This window comes from Nocardia tenerifensis NBRC 101015 (assembly GCF_000308715.1).
Taxonomy (GTDB): Bacteria; Actinomycetota; Actinomycetes; order Mycobacteriales; family Mycobacteriaceae; genus Nocardia; species Nocardia tenerifensis.
Genome location: NZ_BAGH01000190.1, coordinates 53,646 through 71,611, shown reverse-complemented (window position 1 = coordinate 71,611; position 17,966 = coordinate 53,646). Strand labels below are relative to the sequence as shown.

The 17,966-nt window shown below is 69.5% G+C and carries 14 protein-coding genes and 1 riboswitch; of the genes, 11 read left to right on the top strand and 3 right to left on the bottom strand.

What is annotated here, in order from left to right; translation table 11 throughout:
* Window positions 1-5: 5 nt before the first annotated feature.
* Complete coding sequence (locus ON39_RS15895) at window positions 6-440, top strand: CBS domain-containing protein (RefSeq protein WP_040734830.1); 435 nt, start codon at window positions 6-8, stop codon at window positions 438-440.
* A 12-nt stretch (window positions 441-452) separates the two neighbouring features.
* Here the strand turns inward: ON39_RS15895 and ON39_RS15890 are convergent, their stop codons facing one another.
* On the bottom strand, window positions 453-875 hold the full coding sequence (locus ON39_RS15890; RefSeq protein ID WP_040734829.1) for a pyridoxamine 5'-phosphate oxidase family protein: 423 nt from the start codon (window positions 873-875) through the stop codon (window positions 453-455).
* 223 nt (window positions 876-1,098) lie between these two features.
* Between ON39_RS15890 and ON39_RS15885 the strand changes: the two genes are divergently transcribed.
* The 9 genes from ON39_RS15885 to ON39_RS15845 all read left to right on the top strand — a co-directional run bounded on the left by ON39_RS15885 (window position 1,099) and on the right by ON39_RS15845 (window position 12,130).
* Entirely contained in the window at window positions 1,099-2,415 is a 1,317-nt protein-coding gene (locus ON39_RS15885) for an aminotransferase class V-fold PLP-dependent enzyme (RefSeq protein ID WP_040734827.1), read from the top strand.
* Complete coding sequence (locus tag ON39_RS15880; protein WP_040734825.1) at window positions 2,412-3,692, top strand: heavy-metal-associated domain-containing protein; 1,281 nt, start codon at window positions 2,412-2,414, stop codon at window positions 3,690-3,692. The genes ON39_RS15885 and ON39_RS15880 overlap by 4 nt, the downstream gene beginning before the upstream one ends.
* On the top strand, window positions 3,689-5,194 hold the full coding sequence (locus ON39_RS15875; RefSeq protein ID WP_051186677.1) for an alanine racemase: 1,506 nt from the start codon (window positions 3,689-3,691) through the stop codon (window positions 5,192-5,194). Before ON39_RS15880 ends, ON39_RS15875 begins: the two co-directional genes overlap by 4 nt.
* On the top strand, window positions 5,194-6,519 hold the full coding sequence (locus ON39_RS15870; RefSeq protein WP_040734823.1) for a pyridoxal-phosphate dependent enzyme: 1,326 nt from the start codon (window positions 5,194-5,196) through the stop codon (window positions 6,517-6,519). Before ON39_RS15875 ends, ON39_RS15870 begins: the two co-directional genes overlap by 1 nt.
* A 115-nt stretch (window positions 6,520-6,634) precedes the next feature.
* The gene (locus ON39_RS15865; protein ID WP_040734822.1) at window positions 6,635-7,042 is read left to right on the top strand and encodes a hypothetical protein; all 408 of its coding nucleotides are present in this window, start codon (window positions 6,635-6,637) and stop codon (window positions 7,040-7,042) included.
* A 116-nt stretch (window positions 7,043-7,158) separates the two neighbouring features.
* Complete coding sequence (locus ON39_RS15860; RefSeq protein WP_051186676.1) at window positions 7,159-7,788, top strand: TetR/AcrR family transcriptional regulator; 630 nt, start codon at window positions 7,159-7,161, stop codon at window positions 7,786-7,788.
* A gap of 107 nt (window positions 7,789-7,895) precedes the next feature.
* A riboswitch (M-box (ykoK) riboswitch) is annotated at window positions 7,896-8,065 on the top strand.
* A 237-nt stretch (window positions 8,066-8,302) separates the two neighbouring features.
* Window positions 8,303-9,019, top strand: a complete 717-nt coding sequence (locus ON39_RS15855) for an MgtC/SapB family protein (protein ID WP_040734820.1) — start codon at window positions 8,303-8,305, stop codon at window positions 9,017-9,019.
* Window positions 9,016-10,752: an ABC transporter permease gene (locus ON39_RS15850; protein ID WP_040734819.1), complete on the top strand. Its 1,737-nt coding sequence runs from the start codon at window positions 9,016-9,018 to the stop codon at window positions 10,750-10,752. The genes ON39_RS15855 and ON39_RS15850 overlap by 4 nt, the downstream gene beginning before the upstream one ends.
* Before the next feature lie 37 nt (window positions 10,753-10,789).
* Window positions 10,790-12,130, top strand: coding sequence for an ABC transporter ATP-binding protein (locus ON39_RS15845; RefSeq protein ID WP_040734817.1), 1,341 nt, complete (start codon window positions 10,790-10,792; stop codon window positions 12,128-12,130).
* Here ON39_RS15845 and ON39_RS15840 read toward each other — a convergent pair.
* Window positions 12,072-14,498: an ATP-binding protein gene (locus ON39_RS15840; protein ID WP_110293291.1), complete on the bottom strand. Its 2,427-nt coding sequence runs from the start codon at window positions 14,496-14,498 to the stop codon at window positions 12,072-12,074. The genes ON39_RS15845 and ON39_RS15840 overlap by 59 nt on opposite strands.
* A gap of 21 nt (window positions 14,499-14,519) precedes the next feature.
* On the bottom strand, window positions 14,520-17,552 hold the full coding sequence (locus ON39_RS45925) for a tetratricopeptide repeat protein (protein WP_051186675.1): 3,033 nt from the start codon (window positions 17,550-17,552) through the stop codon (window positions 14,520-14,522).
* Window positions 17,553-17,720: 168 nt separating this feature from the next.
* Here ON39_RS45925 and ON39_RS15830 point away from each other — a divergent pair, with 168 nt between their 5' ends.
* Window positions 17,721-17,954: an NfeD C-terminal domain-containing protein gene (locus tag ON39_RS15830; RefSeq protein WP_040734815.1), complete on the top strand. Its 234-nt coding sequence runs from the start codon at window positions 17,721-17,723 to the stop codon at window positions 17,952-17,954.
* The last annotated feature ends 12 nt before the right edge of the window (window positions 17,955-17,966 follow it).

Genomic DNA, 17,966 nt, shown 5'->3' with positions numbered 1-17,966 from the left:
ACAGTATGCGAATAGCCGAGATCTTGCGCAGAAAAGGTAGCGACGTGGCCACGGTCGCACCCGACACGACAGTTCGAAGCCTGCTGGCCACGCTGGCCGAACACAATATCGGCGCCGTTGTCGTGTCACGTGACGGCGAAGGGATCGTCGGAATAGTCTCCGAGCGCGACGTCGTTCGCACCCTGCACGCGCGCGGTGCGGAGCTGCTCGACACGCCGGTATCGGAGATCATGACCACCGACGTGCGCACCTGCGCGCCCGACGACCGCGTCGACGGGCTGCGAATCACCATGACCGAGCACCGAATTCGGCATCTGCCCGTGATCGACCAGGGCCGGTTGCTCGGCATCGTCAGCATCGGCGACGTGGTGAAGAGCGCGATCTCCGAGCTGGCCACCGAGCGCCAGCACCTGGTCGAGTACCTGCAGGGCAAGTACTGACCCCGCCGGACCTCAGACGCTGCCGAGGTCCGCGGACAGCCAGTGCTCGGGCCGCAGATACACGGCGAGCTGCTCGCCGAAGCCCGCCGCCTGCTTCAGGTATTTGTCGACGGCGTCGCCGCTGAGGTAGCGGCGCACCAGCTCGACGTGCGCTTCGTCGGTGATGGGCGCGATCTTGGAGACGGCGCCCTCCACCGATACGTACCGGGTGGTCGGCTCGGTGCGCTGCACCATCAGGGTGAAGCGCCCGGACTCCTTGATGGACCGCATCTTCCGTGACTCGGCTCCGGTGAGAATCCACGGTTCGCCGCCGGGCTCGTACTGATACCAGATCGGCACGGACAGCGGGCCCCGGCCGGCACCACCGGCCACCGACAGCGCCGCGACATGCGGCTGCGCGAGGAACTCTTGACGCTCTTTCAAGGTCAAAGCCATGGTCTCCACCCTAGTGCGAAAGGCATTGGCCTTGAAGCTCTTGCACGGAATGTCGGGTCCTGGGCTGAGGGCCGGCGAGGACGGATGTCCCGGGGGCCGCAAGGAGCGCTTGCGAGGACGGATGTCCGAGGCCGCTCGATAACCTTCGAAGTCCTACCGAAAGTGCGTATCGTTGGTGGCGTCCGACGCACGTTGTGAAGCGGTTTGCGGAGGGAGCGTCCCGTTGCGATCCCAGGCCTCGAGGTCGCATTTCGCGCGGCCATCGCCCGTCCGACTATCGGCGCCGACAGCACAGAGCCCCGCCGATATTCGCAAGCTCTTTCCCGCGCTCGCCGAATCCACCGACATCTATCTGGACAGCGCCGCGACCACGCAGAAGCCGCTGCCGGTCATCGAGACCATTCATCGGTATCACAGCTCACGAACCGCCAACGCGGGCCGCGGCACCTACCCGTGGGCGACCAGCCTCACCACCCGACTGAGTCGAATCCGGGACCGCACCGCCGCGTTCATCGGCGCCGAGCACGCCGACGAGGTGGTCTTCACCGGCGGCGCCACCGCGGCGATCAACGCCGTCACCCTGTCCTGGGGGCTGGCCGTGCTCGAGGACGGCGACGAAATCCTGTACAGCCCAGCCGATCACGCGTCCAACGTGCATCCGTGGTATCACCTGCGCGGGTTGCTCGCGCGTTTCGGGCGCCGGATCGAGCTGGTCCCCTACCGGGTGACCGGCGGCGGCGAGGCGGACACCGCCGACATCCTGGCCAAGGTGACCCCGCGCACCCGGTTGATCACCACCAGTCATCTGCACCACGTGTACGGCGGCCTCAGCACGCTCGCGCCGCTGCGCGGCCTGCTCGACCCCGCCATCCTGCTGTGCTTCGACTGTAGCCAGAGCGGCGGCCACGTGCCGGTGAACGTCACCGAGCTCGGCGCGGACTTCGCGATCTTCGCCGCGCACAAGATGTTCGGCGCGCCGGGAACCGGAATCCTCTACTGCCACAGGCGGGTTCACGATAGCCTGGTGCCGTTCCTGCCCGGCGGCAACTCGGGGGTGCTGGTGCGCGAGGCTGGGCTGTTGCCCGCGGCGATGCCCGCGCTGCTCGAGGGCGGCACGCACAATATTCCCGGAATTCTCGCGCTCGGCAGCGCGCTCGAGGTGCTGGAGTCGTTCGACATCGGCGCCATCGCGGCGCACAATCGCGAACTCACCGTCCGGCTCATCGAAAGCCTGCGCCCGATCGACGGCCTCGAATTCCTGCCCGGCCCCGCGCATGCGCGGCGCGCGGGGGGCTACGGCATCGTCTCGTTCACCCTCGACGGGATCACCGCGACCGACCTCGGATTCGTGCTCAGCGAACTCGGTTTCCTGGTGCGCACGGGCCTGCACTGCACCGTCGCCGCGAGCGACGGCGCGATCGATCCGCGCCTGGCCGCCACCGACGACTCGGTGCGGGTCAGCACCCACATCTACAACACCGCCGACGAGATCGACCGATTCACCCAGTGCGTCACCACGATTGCCGAGGAGGTCAGATGACCATGGACACCCCGCGCTACGACCGGCGAGCCGCGTCGCGGGTACTCGCCGGGTTGGCGCAGCCGGGTCTCTTTTCGGCGCCGGTGCCCGTCCCCGGCCGCCGCACGTTCGAATTCACCTGCACCGCACTGAAAACCGAGCCGAACAGTCATCTCACCTTCTCGCAGCGGCTGTATCTGGAGCGGTTCATGCGGCCGTGCCGGCCGTATCAGGTCACCAGCGCCACCCACCGGATCACCTGGACCGACAGCGACGGCATCCCCAACACCGGCCACTACCGCGCCGACGGCCTCGGCCCCCTGGTGCCGATCGCCATGCGCGAGACCGTGCTCGCGCTGTGGCACGCGCTCGCGGCGAATACCGCCTTCGCCGAGCGTATTTCGGCGCTCGGTCCGCGCGAGCACGCGGTGCTGGCCGGCACGACCACCGACCACGACCCCATGGACATCTTCCGGGTCGGCATCGAGGCCGCGGGGCGGGCGCTGGCCCAGCACGCCCTGCTGGCCCGGCAGACGCCGTACCGCAGCGCGGCCGAATTCGCCAGGGGCATGCAGGAATCCGGCCTCTTCTCCGCCGTCGCGACCCGCTGGTTCTGGGAGTTGCAGGCCTCGACCTACCGGCGTGGGATGATTCCGGTGACCCTGATCGCCCAGCCCGACGGCACCGTGCGCTACTCCGCCGAGACGGTGGCGACGCTGCGCGCCATGAAGGACGCCACCATCGCCGACGCGCACACGGTGATGCGCAGGGCGACCCACGTCGAGGGGCTCAGCATTCCCGAGGCGCTGGCCAAGTACCACGACGACCTCGACCTCATCTCCCGTCAGTACGCCCTGCTGCCCGCGGGCACGCGGCCGGCCTGCCTGGCCGCGATGCCGCATCACCTCGGCGGCGGGCACTACAGCATCCTGCCGGTGGTGGTCGATCAGTTCGTCACGGTGTTCGGCACGATCGCGGCGCGGTGCGAGCTGGTCGAGGTGAGCGCCGAGCTGGACGCGGAGACCGCCGATCGAGCGGCCACCGCCGAGGACCGGGTGTTCTATGTACCGGACATGACCTGCAAGCACTGCGTCCGCACGATCGGCGGGGTGCTCGAGTCGATGGGCATCCGGGTGGTCGAGATCGATCTGATCAGTAAGCGGGTGGTCGCCGAGTTCCGCAGTCCGCGTAACCGCCTTCGGGCCTTCGAGGCCATCCGGGACGGCGGCTACAACCCGGTCGCCGAGCGGCCCGAGGTCGCGGCGGAGGGCGCCGTGCCGTCGGAAACCGCCGTATGACGGCACCGCCGCCGGCGCTGCCCGCGAAGATCCACCCGCTGGTGCGTGCCTTCCTCGATACCCCGAACGCGGTGGCGCACACGCTGGCCCGGTTCGGCTCGCCGGTGCACCTGGTCTTCCCGCAGGTGTTCGCGCAGAACCTGCGGCAGTTCCGCGACGTGCTCGATCGTACGCCGGTGCGCCACCGAATCTGCTACGCGCACAAGGCGAATCAGTCCCGCGCGTTCGTGCGCGTGGCCGAGCGCGCCGGCATCTGCGTCGACGTGGCTTCCCCGCAGGAGTTGGCGAGCGCGCTCAGCGCGGGGTTCGGCCCGACGCGGATCGAGGTGACCGGGCCGAAAGGCGAGACCTTCCTGCGTGATCTGATTCAGCGCGGCGTCACGATCAACGTGGATAATCTGTGGGAGCTCGAGCGCCTCGCCGAGCTGGCCGACGAGGACGCCGAAGTTCCTGTGTTGCTTCGCGTCTCCGGTTTCGACGAAACTCAGGTCAGCCGGTTCGGCGTGCCGCTGGCGCACCTGCCGCCCGCGTTCGACGTACTGTCGGCGCACCGTCATCGAATCAACCTGCTGGGCTTCGCTTTTCACCTGGACTCCGGCGATCTCGGCGAACGGGTCCGTGCGCTCGACGCGTGCCTCGCACTGGTCGAACGGGCCTACGACCACGGGCTCACGCCGACGGTGCTGAACATCGGCGGCGGATTTCGTCAGGTCTTCACCGACGACGCCGACCGGTTCGACGACTACGTGCGCGCGCTGCGCGCCGCCCTGCTCGGCCGCGGCGAGCGAATGAGCTGGGGCAGCAACACCTTCGGCTACCACATCACCGGCGGCGCGGTGCACGGCACGCCGGTGTTCCACAAATACGCCAACACCGTCGCGGCGACCGGCATGCTGCACGACCTGCTCACCACCGCGCTGGAGCGCCACGGCGGGCGCACCGTCGCCGAGATCGCCTCGGACAACCTGCTGGAGTTGTGGCTCGAGCCGGGCAAGTCCCTGGTCGACCACGCGGGCGCGACGGTGGCCAGGGTCGAGTTCGTCAAGGAGATCGCCGACGGCAGCGTGCTGGTCAATGTCGATCTCAGCCGCGACTCGGTGACCCCGGCCGACCAGGAGGTGATGGTGGACCCGATCATCCTGCCCGTCCCCGGCGCGGCGTCCGACCGGGGCGGCGCCTCTCGTCCCGAAACAGGCTATGTCGGAGTGTATTTCGCCGGACACCTCTGCCTAGAGCGGGACCTGATCACCAATCACAAGGTGTGGCTGCCGCGGCGGCCGAACCCCGGCGATCTGGTGGTGTTCCCGAACACCGCCGCCTACCACATGGATCTGTCGGCCGCGACGGCGTCGATGCGGCCGCCGCCGATCAAACTGGCGGTTGTTCAGCGGGACAACGACTTCCAGGTGTGTCGCGACGCCGAGTACGAGCCCGGCGGCGCACTCGAACCGCCCGAGCACACCGTTCTCACTCGGACGCGCGTCCCCACCGAGGCGCCCTGATGCGCTACGACCACATCACCGAACTCATCGGCAACACTCCCCTGCTGCGGCTCGACCCGGCGGTGCACGGCCTGCGCAATGTCGAGCTGTACGCGAAGCTGGAGTCCTGCAACCCCTTCGGCTCCGTCAAGGACCGGGTGGCGTGGGGCATGATCCGCGACGAGCTCGACGCCGTCGTGGCCGGCGGGCAGACGTTCATCGAGGCGTCGAGCGGCAACACCGCCAAGGCGCTGCGGATTCTCGGCGCGATGCACGGCGTCGGGCTGCGCGCGGTGACCAACCGGATCAAGGTCGCCGAGGTGCGAGATCTGCTGCGGCTGTTGGGAACCGAGATCGTCGAGCTGCCCGGCCTGTCCGAGTGCCCCGACCCGACCACGCCGAACGACGTGTACTCGGTGATCGAGGCGACGATGGCTCAGCAGCCGGACGCGTACTATCACGCCTCGCAGTACACCAATGAGAAGAACATCGAGGCGCATCACCACGGCACCGGCCGGGAGATCCACGAGGACCTCGCCGCCGACGGCATCAACCGGGTCGACTATCTGATCGGTGGGCTCGGAACGACGGGCTCCACCCGGGGCGCGGCCACCTACCTGCGCAAGCACAATCCCGAATTACGCACCATCGCAGTGGTTTCCGACCGTGCCGACTTCATTCCCGGCATCCGCTCGGAGAGCGAGATGTGGGATGTCGGCCTGTTCCAGCCCGATTTCTACGACGACATCGCAACGGTCGAGGCGGGCGACGCGGTGGACGCCACCCTGCGGCTGGCCACCGGTTACGGCATCCTGGCCGGCCCGACCAGCGGCGCGAGCTACGCGGCCGCGCTGAAAACCCTTGCCGCGTCGGAACTTCCGGCCCGCACGGACGGCCCGGTCGTCGCGGTGTTCATCGTCTGCGATCGCCTGGAACCCTACCTGTCCTACATCAAGAAGCGCAGGCCGGAACTGTTCGAACGCGCGGCCCGCCCACCGCGGCCGAGCGCGGCGGAACAGGCCGCCACGCCGACGCTCTCGCCCGGCGAACTCGCGGAGCTGGAGCGCACCGGCAAGCCGACCATCGTCGACACCCGCGGCGCGATGGCTTACCGCATCGGACATGTGCCCGGCGCGTTGAACATTCGCGACGATCAGCTCGATGACATGTTCGCCCAGGGCATTCCGTTCTCGCGCTCGCGACCGCTGGTGTTCGTCTGCCCCGTGGGCGAGCTGTCGCTGCGGTTCGCCACGCGGGCGCGCCAGGCTGGGTACGACGCGAGCAGTCTGGCGGGCGGCCTCGTCGCCTGGCGCGACGCGGGCCTGCCGCTGGAGAGCGGCCGATAACGCGCGCGATCGCTCCGTCATTCCGGGCGTGTCTGTTTCGCGTCGCGCGGAGACTACACACGAGGCGCAGAACCAGCGCCGTCTCCACGCCTACGTCCGAGAGAGATGATCCATCATGTACCGGTCGAAGAAATCCGTTGCCGCCGCCCTGACCTCCTTCGGTGCCATTACCGCCGCCCTGGTACTCACCGCGCCCGCCGCACCTGCGGCGGTCACCGCCGTCGGAGTCGCGCCGGGCCTCAGCTTCGGCAGCTCCACCGCGTTCGGCACGAACTGTTCCTACATCGCGACGGCCACCGCGGCGCCCGGCGATGTCATCGGATTCTTCGACGCCACCGGCACGTTCGACCCCGGCGGCTGGATCACCGTCCCCTCCTCGGGCACCGTGACCGCGAAGTGGACGCCGCTGATCCCCGGCAACCACACCGTTTTCGCGGTGCACAACAGCAGCGCGTTCGTCTCGACGACCGCCACCGTCGGCAACGGCGTCAACCTCGGGCCGGTCTGCCTCGTGCTGCCCTGACCGACGCGAGCCCGGTAGACGGCCTATAGGCCGGTGCGGTGGCGATCCGGATCGCCACCGCACGAATCGAACCCGCCTCCACCGGCTCGGCGTCGACCAGGCACTAGTCTGGTGCGGTGCGATCAGGCCAGGAAGCAGACGACGACGCGGGCCCGCGGATCTGGGGCGGCACGACCCTCACCGAGCGCAGGGAGGCGCGCCGCGCCGCGCTATTGGAGGCCGCGCTGGACCTGATCGGCGAGGCGGGCGCCGGCGGGGTGACCATGCGCGCGGTGTGCCGCAAGGCCAACCTCACCGACCGGTACTTCTACGAGAGCTTCGCCAGCCGCGACGAGCTGCTCGACGTGCTGTACCGGCAGGTCGCCGAGGAGTTCCTGGAGCCGATGACCGCGTTCGCGGCGACCGACGAGCCCTCCCGCGACCGCGAACTCGCCACCATCCTGGTCGACAAGGTGCTCGCCGACCCGCGCAAGTCGCGACTGTTCCTGGTCGAGCCGTACTCCAGCACCGGGCTCGGCCAGACCACCATCTCGGTGATGCCGGTGTTCACCCGGCTCATGCAGGACCACCTGTTCTCCCACATCGACGATCCGGTCAAGCGCAGGCTCGCCGCGGTCACCATGGCCAGCGGCAACGCGGGCATGTTCTCCGCCTGGCTGAACGGATCGCTGCGAGCCACCCGCGACGAGATCGTCGAGCACTGCGTCGCGATGATCACCGCGTACCGCTCGCTCTACCGATCCTGACCCGCGCGTTCTTCGGCTCCGGCACAACAGGATTGGGTGCCGGGGTGCGACCGCGCTCACATCCGGGTTGCCAATGTTTCCGTTCGGGTGTTTACTGGCCAGCGCAAGGTACCGATCGTTCGCTGAGGCTCCTTCACGGATACAGGCCAGCGACCCCGAACGTCGAGAGACGCCCCGGGTCAGGACAGATCTCCCCGGCCTAAGGGGTGATCCCGATTGGCTCCCGAACCCCGGGTTCACGCCGTGAAGTGCCAAAGGTCTTACGAGGAGGGGTACTGACCGGCGTTTTTGTCGGGTTTCCCCGGTGTGCTCTGCAACGATCAGAAACATGACGCCGACGCTTGTCGTGTGCCGATGGACCGAGGAGGTGAGCCGGATGCCCGGCGGTAATAGTCCGTACCCCCAATTTGCCAAGTATTCACCCGGCGCCACCTCTTCAGCCGATTCGCTGGCGGGACCGACCCCGTAACCTGCTGTTTCGACGGTGCGCTGACGATGTTCAGGGAGTGCGGTCATGACAACAGTGGAGATGATCCTGCGGCTGCTCGCCGGCGTCGGCCTCGGCGCGGCCATCGGCTTCGAGCGTCAATACCGCGCCAGGATGGCGGGCCTGCGCACCAACGCGCTCGTCGCCGCGGGCGCCACCCTCTTCGTGCTGCTGTCCGCGCACGGGTTCTCCGGCGGTGTCGCCGACCCGACCCGCGTCGCGGCACAGATCGTCTCCGGCATCGGCTTCCTCGGCGCGGGCGTGATCATCCGCGACGGGCTCAACGTGCGCGGACTCAACACCGCCGCCACGCTGTGGTGCGCGGCGGCCGTCGGCGCGCTCGCCGGCGCGGGCATGTACAGCACCGCCGCCGCGGGCACGATCGCGGTGGTCGGCGTCAATATCGCGCTGCGGGCCGTGGGCCGCAAGGTGGACAAGCAGCCGGAGGCCGGGCACGAGCAGCCCGCGTCCTACGCGTTCGCCGCCGTCACCAACGACGACAACGAGGCCCACGTGCGCGCGCTGCTCGTACAGGCCTTGACCCGCACCGACTTTCAGCTCGTCTCCATCTCCAGCGCCAACACCGGCACGCCGGGCCGGGTCGAGGTGCGCGCCGAACTGTTCGGCGACCAGCGTGACGACCGGCAGATGGAGTCCGCGGTCAGCAGGCTGAGCCTGGAACCGTCGGTGACCAGCGTCGGCTGGCACATCGCCACCACGGATGCGAAAGGCAGGCAGGCGTGACCACGCTGCGTACCTACCCGGTGGGCAGCGCGCTCGACCGTCCACGCAACCGGTTCGCCGACGTGGTCGTGTTCGTCGGCGCGGCCGTGCTGATCTGGCTGGTCGTGCGGGTCTCGGCCAGCGCGAACGTGCCGTTCGACGAGGCCGACGCGCCCGCCGCCGTGTCCACCGACCCGGCGCGGCTGCCCTACTACGCGGCCCGGTCCCTGCTGCGGATGTTCGCCGCGCTCGGGCTCTCGATCCTGTTCACCTTCGTCTACGCGACGGCGGCGGCCCGGCTGCGGCGAGCCCGCACGGTGCTGCTGCCGCTGCTCGACATCCTGCAGTCGGTGCCGATCCTCGGGTTCCTGTCGATCACCGTCGCCGGGTTCATCGCGCTGTTCCCCGGCTCGCAGCTCGGACTCGAAAGCGCCTCCGTCTTCGCGATTTTCACCTCGCAGGCGTGGAACATGGCGTTCGCCTTCTACCACAGCCTGGCCGCGCAGCCCCGCGAGCTGGACGAGGCGGCGCGCAACCTGAGACTGTCGCGCTGGCAACGGTTCTGGCGCGTCGACGTGCCGAGCGGCATGATCCCGCTGGTCTGGAACGGGATGATGAGCTTCGGCGGCGGCTGGTTCTTCCTGGTCGCGTCCGAGGCGATCAGCGTGAACAACCACTCCTACGCGCTGCCCGGCATCGGGTCCTACGTCGCGACGGCGACCGGCGACGGCGATCTCGGGAAGGTGTTCATCGCGATCGGCGTGATGATCGTCATGGTCGTCGGGGTGAACTTCTTGTTCTGGCGCCCGCTCACCGCGTGGGCCGAGCGGTTCCGGGTCGAGGACACCGAGGCGGCTGAGGCGCCGCGCAGCGTGATGCTGAACCTGTTGCGGCGCTCGCACATTCCGTTGCTGCTCGGCAAAACGCTCGGCCCGCTGGTCGCGCCGCTGGATCGGGTGATGAGCGTGTTCGGGCTCGCCGAGTACCCGCTGCACTCCTCGCCGGTCCGGCGTCGCGCGGGCGATCTGGTGTTCGGCGCGGTGGTGGTGGCCGCCGTCGGCTACGGCGGGTATCGCGTCCTCGACTACATCGAATCCACCGAGGGCTTCGGCGAAGTCGCGCACGCGTTCGGGCTCGGGTTCCTCACGCTGCTGCGGGTGGTGGTGCTGCTGGTCCTGGCCACGATCGTCTGGGTGCCGATCGGCGTGTGGATCGGGTTGAACCCCAGGGTGTCCCGGCTCGCGCAGCCGGTTGTGCAGGTGCTGGCCAGCTTTCCGGCCAACTTCCTGTTCCCGTTCGTGACCGCCGTGCTCGTCTGGAGCGGGGCGAGCCTGAACTGGGCGGGCGCCATCCTGATGGCGCTGGGCGCGCAGTGGTACATCCTGTTCAATGTCATCGCCGGGGCCAGCGCGGTGCCGACCGATCTGCGCGAGGCCGCGGCCAACCTGCGGCTGCCGCGAAAACTGTGGTGGCGCAGGCTGATTCTGCCCGCCATCTTTCCCAGCTATGTGACCGGCGGGATCACCGCGGCGGGCGGCGCGTGGAACGCGTCCATCGTGGCGGAGGTGGTGGACTACGGGTCCACCACCCTGGTGGCGGCCGGTCTCGGCGCCTACATCCACGAGGCCACCACCGTCGGTGACTCGCCGCGAATCCTCATCGGCGTGCTGGTGATGAGCGTCTACGTGGTCGGCATCAACCGGCTGTTCTGGCGGCGGCTCTACGCCCTGGCCGAGCGGCGGTACTCGCTGTGACGGCCCACCTCTCCATTCGTTCGACGGGAGTCCGATCATGACCACCATTGAGGCCAATCGCGAAGTGCTGCTGGACATCTCGGGCGTCGGCAAGCGATTCACCGGTGCCGCCGGCGACGAGCTGCGGGTGCTCGACGGCATCGATCTCCAGCTGCGCGGCGGCGAGATCGTCGCCCTGCTCGGCCGTTCCGGCTCCGGCAAGTCCACGCTGCTGCGCATCATCGCCGGGCTCATCGCGCCCTCCGACGGCGAGGTGACCTACCGCGGCACACCGCTCAACGGCAGCAATCCCGGTGCGGCGCTGGTGTTCCAGTCGTTCGCGCTCATGCCGTGGCTCACCGTGCAGGACAATGTCGAACTCGGGCTCGCCGCCCGCAACGTGGCGCCCGCCGAGCGACGGCGGCGCGCGCTCGACGCGATCGACCTGATCGGCCTGGACGGCTTCGAATCGGCTTATCCCAAGGAACTCTCGGGCGGCATGCGCCAGCGGGTCGGCTTCGCCCGCGCCCTGGTGCTCGAGCCGGACCTGCTGCTGATGGACGAGCCGTTCTCCGCGTTGGACGTGCTCACCGCGGAGAACCTGCGCACCGAGTTGGTGAACCTTTGGGCCACCGAAGGTTTCCCGACCAAGGCCATCTGCGTGGTCACGCACAATATCGAGGAGGCGGTGCAGCTCGCCGATCGAGTGCTGGTCCTCGGCGCGAATCCCGGTCGCATCATCGCGGAAGTCCCGGTGCGCCAACCGCGTCCGCGGAATCGGCGCGCGCCGTGGTTCGAGGCGCTGGTCGACGAGATCTACGGCCTGCTCACCGGCCGCGACACCGAACCCGCGGTGCCCGAGCCGGACAAGGCGACCCCGACCGCGCAGCCGCTGCCCGACGCCTCCGTCGGCGGCCTGGCCGGACTGGTCGAGCTCGTCTACGCCAAGGGCGGCCACGCCGACCTGCCCGACATCGCCGACGAACTCAACTTCGAGATCGATGACCTGCTGCCCCTGGTCGACGCGGCCGAGATGCTGGGCTTGAGCACCGTCGAGGACGGCGACGTCCTGCTCACCGACGTCGGCACCCGCTTCACCGCCGCGGACATCCAGGAGAGCAAGCGCATCTTCGCCGAACAGGTCAGGCACCGTGCACCGCTGGTCCGCACCATCTGCACGGGCCTCGCGGGCAGCACCGACGGCAGCCTGCGCGCCGGCTTCTTCCTCGACCTGCTGCGCCGCGGCTTCGGCCCGGAAGACGCTCGGCGGCAACTGGATATCGCGATCGACTGGGGGCGGTACGCCGAGTTGTACGACTACGACACCGATTCCGACAAGATCACCGCGGATCCGGCGGCCCAGGTGTTCGCGGGTGTGCGGGGGAAGTGGACGGCGTAGAAGTTTCGTGCGTTGACCCGAGGTGAGACCTCCAGTGCGACAGGCGGTCCCGCGTCGCGATGGTGTCAGGGTGGTCCGGGCCCAAGAGGCGCAGCCGGTCGGCGAGCAACCGCTGCTGTTCTTCGGCCGCGCCCGTGAGGTCGCCGCTGTCCGCCCGTCGCATGGCGTGATACTCCCGCGCGCGCAAGGTATCCGGGTGATCCGCACCGACCGCGGCGACGATCGGAGGAAGCCAGGTCGACCACAGGTCACGGTTGTCGGCGGCGCTGGCTGTCTCGTGGGACTCGAGGTGAGACAGTGCCGCTGCGCTGTCGCCGCATTCGAGGTAGTGGCGTGCGAGGGAGGTGCGGGCATACTCGGCCGCCTCGGCGCTGCCCTTGGTGGCGGCGATGATCGCTCGGTGCGCGTCCTCGACGCGCATGCCGTACCGGGCGCACTGCACCAGCAGCTCCGAAAGAAAAGCAGGGTGGGCTATGCCGAGCGCTTCGCGCGTGGTGCCGGGGTGACTACGAGTGACCAGCGCGCCCAGGCTCACTACGACGTTACGAAGTCGGTGCGGTCCCGTGTCGAACCCCAACGACTTCATCGCCGCGGTGAGCAGTCCGATAGGCAGCACGGGGCCCGCGCCCGCTGCGGCAAGCACCGCCAGCAAGGGGATCACCCGTCCGACAGCGCCGGTTCGGTCGATGTACAGCGCGGACCGGACGCGCTTGGCGACAACGTCATCGAGTCGCGTGCCATTTCCCACAGCGGGGGCGCCTAACCACGGAGAAACCTCGCTCTGCAGCCGAGCCGACAACCAGCCGCCGACCGCCGCAGGCCGAGTGTCTTCGGGCTCGTCCACGGGTTTATCCAGCCAACCCTTGTCCCAGTCCGTGTCGTCAGGCAAACGCCCCTTGCGCCTGGCTGGCAGGCGCTCGTAGCTCCCCGCTCCCGGCGCTCCCGGATCAACACGAGGGCCGCTCGCACCGAGCGGGCCGAGCGGAACGAGTTCACGCCGTTCGGCCCAGACGAGGGCGTCGATGTCGGCCTCCCTCGGCTCGGCCAGCTCGACGCGGTGCATGTGCGCGAGGGCGGGGTCGGTCTCTATGCCGGAACCGAGCCGGATGCCGGTGATCACCCGGACATAGCGCAGGTCGTCATCCCGGGTCAACGCGGAGACGGCCGCCACCAACAGTTCTCGGCTTCCCGTCGCCGGTTGGTCCAGCCCGTCGAGCACGAGGGTGATCCGGCCACCCGGCCGCGACACGGCGGCGAGTGGATACCGGACGTGGCGATCGAACGCGTCGAGTTCAGCTGTGTCGCCGCGACTTCGGGCGTCGCCCAAGGCCTCCGCGTATCCGGGAACCCGTTCGGACAACTGCGCGGACAACTCCTCTGCTACCGCTTCTATCGTGCTGCTCGTCGTGAGAAACACTGCGGCCGTCACGTATTCGGCGACGATGGACAACCCCTCGGCCACGCTGGGACGAACCAGCAACGCCATGAGCGTCGACTTGCCACAGCCCGCGGCGCCCACGACGGCCCGAAGACGGTGGCTTCCCGAGTCGATCACCTCCGCGAGGCTTTCGCGCATCGCGTCGGTCAGCAGCAGCCGACGGGTCAGCTGGTCGACGACGCCCGCGCCGGGACGACCGGTGAGCGCGTCCTTGCGCCGAGCGATGTTGGGCACCAACCACAGTCCGGCGTCGCCACCGGGACTCATCGTCACCGTGCCCGCGGTGAACGACAGATGCAGCGGCTGTTGCAGGACACAGCCGCGCGCGACGGGATCTACCAGATCGGACGGCAACAGATTCTCGCCGCGCCGAGGCAGCCCGGCCTCGAAGGTGGAAAGCATGGTGCGCGTGAAACATCCGGCGTGCGCGGGTCCGTCGCCCGCGGCGACCAGCAACTCCATCCGCCCAGACGAACGCGCGAGCGGCCCGGTCCACAGCCGGGCGGCGCCCCGCACACCCTGCTCGGTCTCGCAGGCGTCGACGAGGACGATCAGCCCGTCCAGCGCGGACGTGTTGAGCCGCTCGCGGATTCCCTGCGTCAGGTGAAAGGCGTTGTCCGAGCGCGGCGGCGATGGCGAGTCGTGCGCCATCAAGTAGAAGTCACCCGAATTTGTCGCCATCCCATGGCCGATGAACGCCACGAGCAGGGTCGCCGCGCGCTGCGACGCCCGCTCGAAGGCCACGTCCACCGCCGAAACCAGCTGCGCGGCGGTCGGATCGAGCACCGGGCCGTCGGCCTCCGTCGCCGCCTCCCAGCCGCCGGCCTCCCGCAGGCCCGCGTACAACCCGCCCGCCAGGGAATCGGTGAACCCCAACTCCCCCAACGCCGCACACTCGGACCCCACCACCAGCGCCAGCCGTCCTCCCATGCAAGGACGATACCCGCGCGCCTACTTGACGAGGTGGGCTCGCCAGTGGGCGAGGGTCTTCTGGGTGCGGATGGTGGCGGCGTGGGTGGGGCCCAGTGCGCGGAGTTCGGCGACCAGGAGGACCTCCAGGTCCGAGATGGCTTTGGGGAGGTCGCCGTTCTGGGCCTGACGGGCGGCCAGGTCGTTGCGGGTGGCGAAGGTGTCGGGGTGATCGGGGCCGAGGACGCGCAGCCGGTCGGCCAGCAGCTGTTCGAGTTCGGCGATGGCACCGGGCAGGTGGCCGTTGTCGGCCCGGTAGTCGGCGAGCGTGGCTCGCGTGGTGAGGGTGTCGGGGTGATCGGGGCCGAGGACGCGCAGCCGGTCGGCGAGCAGGTGGGTGAACTCGGTGGCCGCGCCCGCGAGGTCGCCGCTGCGCGCGCGGAAGGCGGCGAGGCTGTTGCGGGCCGCGAGGGTGGCCGCGTGGTCGGGGCCGTAGATACGCAGGCAGTCGGCCAGCAGCTGCTCGAATTCGGTTCGCGCGCCGGTGAAGTCGCCGTTCTGCCCGCGCCAGTAGGCGAGGCTGTTGCGGGTGCGCAGGGTCTGCGGATGGTCGGGGCCGAGCACCCGGATGCGGTCGAGGCGGAGCTGCTCGAAATCGGCGATGGCGCCGGGGAGGTCGCCGAGGTCGGCCCGGTTGGACGCCAGATCGTTTCGGGTGCGCAACGTGTCGGGCGCATCGGGGCCGAGCAGGCGACGCTGATCGGCGAACAGCCGCTTGTATTCGGCTCGGGCGCCGACGTAGTCGCCGCACCGGGCCCGGTAACTGGCCAGATTCAGGCGGGTGCCAAGGGTTTTCGGGTGGTCGGGCCCGAGCACGCGCAGCCGGTCGGCCAGCAGCAGCTCGAACGCCGCGATGGCGCCGACCAGGTCGCCGCTCTCCCCGCGGTGATAGGCCTCGCGGCTGCGGGTGGTCAGCGTGGCGGGGTGGTCGGGCCCGAGCGTCTCGACGAACGCGGGCACCCAGGCCGCCCAGAGATCGCGGTTGTCGGCCGCCCGCGCGGTCTGCAGCAGCTCCAGGAAGTGCAGCGCGCTGGCGGAATCCCGGTAGGCGAGGCAGTGGCGCACCGCCGAGCCGCGCGCGTAGTCGGCGGCCCGGTCGTCGTCGGGGCTCTGCTTGATGGCGGTCACGATGGCCCGGTGCGCGTCCTCGACGTCGACGCCGAGTTGGGCGCACTCGGCCCGCAGTCCGGGCAGCAGCGCCCCGTGCGTCACGCCCAGCGACTCACGCGACGTGCCGGGCCTGCTTCGGGTGACCAGCGCGCCCAAAGCCACCGTCATGTCCCGGATCCGGGCGATGTGCAGGTCGAAACCGCGCGCCGTCAACGCCGCGTCCAGCAGCTCGATCGGCAGCACCGGCCCCACGCCCGCGGCCACCAGAATGCTCAGGAAAGTGCCTGTCGCACCGGCGGTTTCGGGGTACATGCCGCGCTGTGCGGCGTCGACGCGCAGCGCCACGATCCGGTCGAGCCCGATGCCGGCGGCGACGGCCCCGTCGGTGATGCTCGAGGCCACCTCTAGCAGCATCCTGGCCAGCAGCCAGCCGCCCGAGGCGACGTGTGATCCGTTGACGTCGGTGGGCGTTTGCGCCAGCAACGACTGGATCCACCGCACCCAGTCCGCCGGATCGGCGGGCGCGCCCGAGCCGCGCGCGGACCCGACGACGGTGGCGATGTCGTCGGCGGCGGGCTCGCCGACCTCGATCCGGTACATGTGCGCCAGCGCCGGATCGTCCTCGACGCCCGTGCCGTCGCGGATGCCGATGATGACCCGGACGTGCCGCAGGTCGTGGCGGCGGGTCAGGTCCGCGATGGCCGCGATCAGCAGCCGGCGCGTGCCCTCCTGCGGCTGGTTCAATCCGTCGAGCACCAGCGTCACGCGGCGACCGGCCGTGGACAACCGGGCCAGCGGATGCCGCACGGTCAGGTCGAAGATGTCGAACTCGTCCCTGGCGCGGTGCGCGTGCACGGCCTTCGCCGCCTCGGCGAAACCGGGCAGGCGGGCGCTCAGCTGCGCGGCCAGCTCGGCCGCGACCGCCTCGATCGAGCTGGCGGCGGTGAGAAACACTGCGGCGGTGATGTATTCGGGCGTCACCGCGAGGCCCTCCACCAGGCTCGGGCGGATCAGCATGGCGAGCAGCGTGGACTTGCCCGCGCCGGTCGGCCCGATCACCACGCGCAGTCGATTGCTGCCCGCGTCCACGATGGCGTCGAGGTGCTCGCGGACATCGGGGGTCACCAGCAGCCCTCTGGTGAGCTGATCGACGAAACCCGCTGCGGAGCGCCCACTTACGGCGTCGCGGTGCCGCGCGGTGTTGGGCACCAGCCACAGGCCGAGGTCGGCGCCGTGCGCTCCCGACACCGAGCCGGAGGTGAACGAAAGATACTGCGGCTGTTGATGAACGCACTCGCCGGCGATCGGGTCGACCAGGTCGCCGGGCAGCAGGTTCTCCCCGCGCAGCGGCAGGCCGACGGCGAAGGTCATCAGCATGGTCCTGGTGAAGCAGCCGGAGAACGCGGGCCCGTCCCCGGCCGCGACCAGCATCTCCATCCGGCCCGCCGACTGCGCGAGCAGATCGGTCCACCGGCGCGCCGCGCCGATCACGCCCTGCCCGGTCTCGCAGGCGTCGACCAGCACGACCAGACCGTCGACGGCCGACTGGTCCAGCCGCTCTCTGATCTCCTGGGTGAGGTGAAAGGCGTTGTGCGAGTTGGGCGCCGCCGGTGAGTCGTGGCCGAGCAGATAGAAGTCCTCGGCGTTGGTCGCCACGCCGTGCCCGATGAACGCGAGCAGCAGCGTCGCCTGCCGCTCGCCCGCCGCCGCGAACGCCGCGTCGACCGCCGTGACCAGCTGCGCCGCAGTCGGATTCAAGACCGGCCCGTCGTCTTCGGTCGCGGACCGCCAGCCCCCGGCCTCGGTGAGACTCCCGTACAACCCCGTCGCGAGTTCGCCGGTGAACCCCAGTTCCCCCAGCGCCGCACACTCGGACCCGACAACCAAAGCGAGTCGTCCTCCCATGCAAGCAACATACCCGCGTGCTATTCGAGCAGTTCACACACCCGCGACCTAGTCGCCGGCGCGGTATCGGGGATCGTCCGACCCGCGCCGACACCGTTTCGATACCCGAAAGGTGCTGCCCGAGACGTAGTGTGGCGGGTCCGGGTGTGGAGTGGGAGGATCGGTGCGATGAGCGACCCCGTGGTCGGTTTGACGGGTACGCTCACCTCGCCTATCCGAGGCGCGGGGCTGCTCGGGGAGGTCCGGGTGGCGATTCGAGGGGGGACGGAGCTGTACATCGCGCGCGCCGCCGAGGCGATTCCCGCAGGAGCGACCGTCTTGGTCATCGACGTCGCCCCGGGGCGCATCGTCGATGTGGTGCCCTGGATACCGCTGACGCCGGATCCGGCCGACATCATCTGAAAGAGTAAGGGA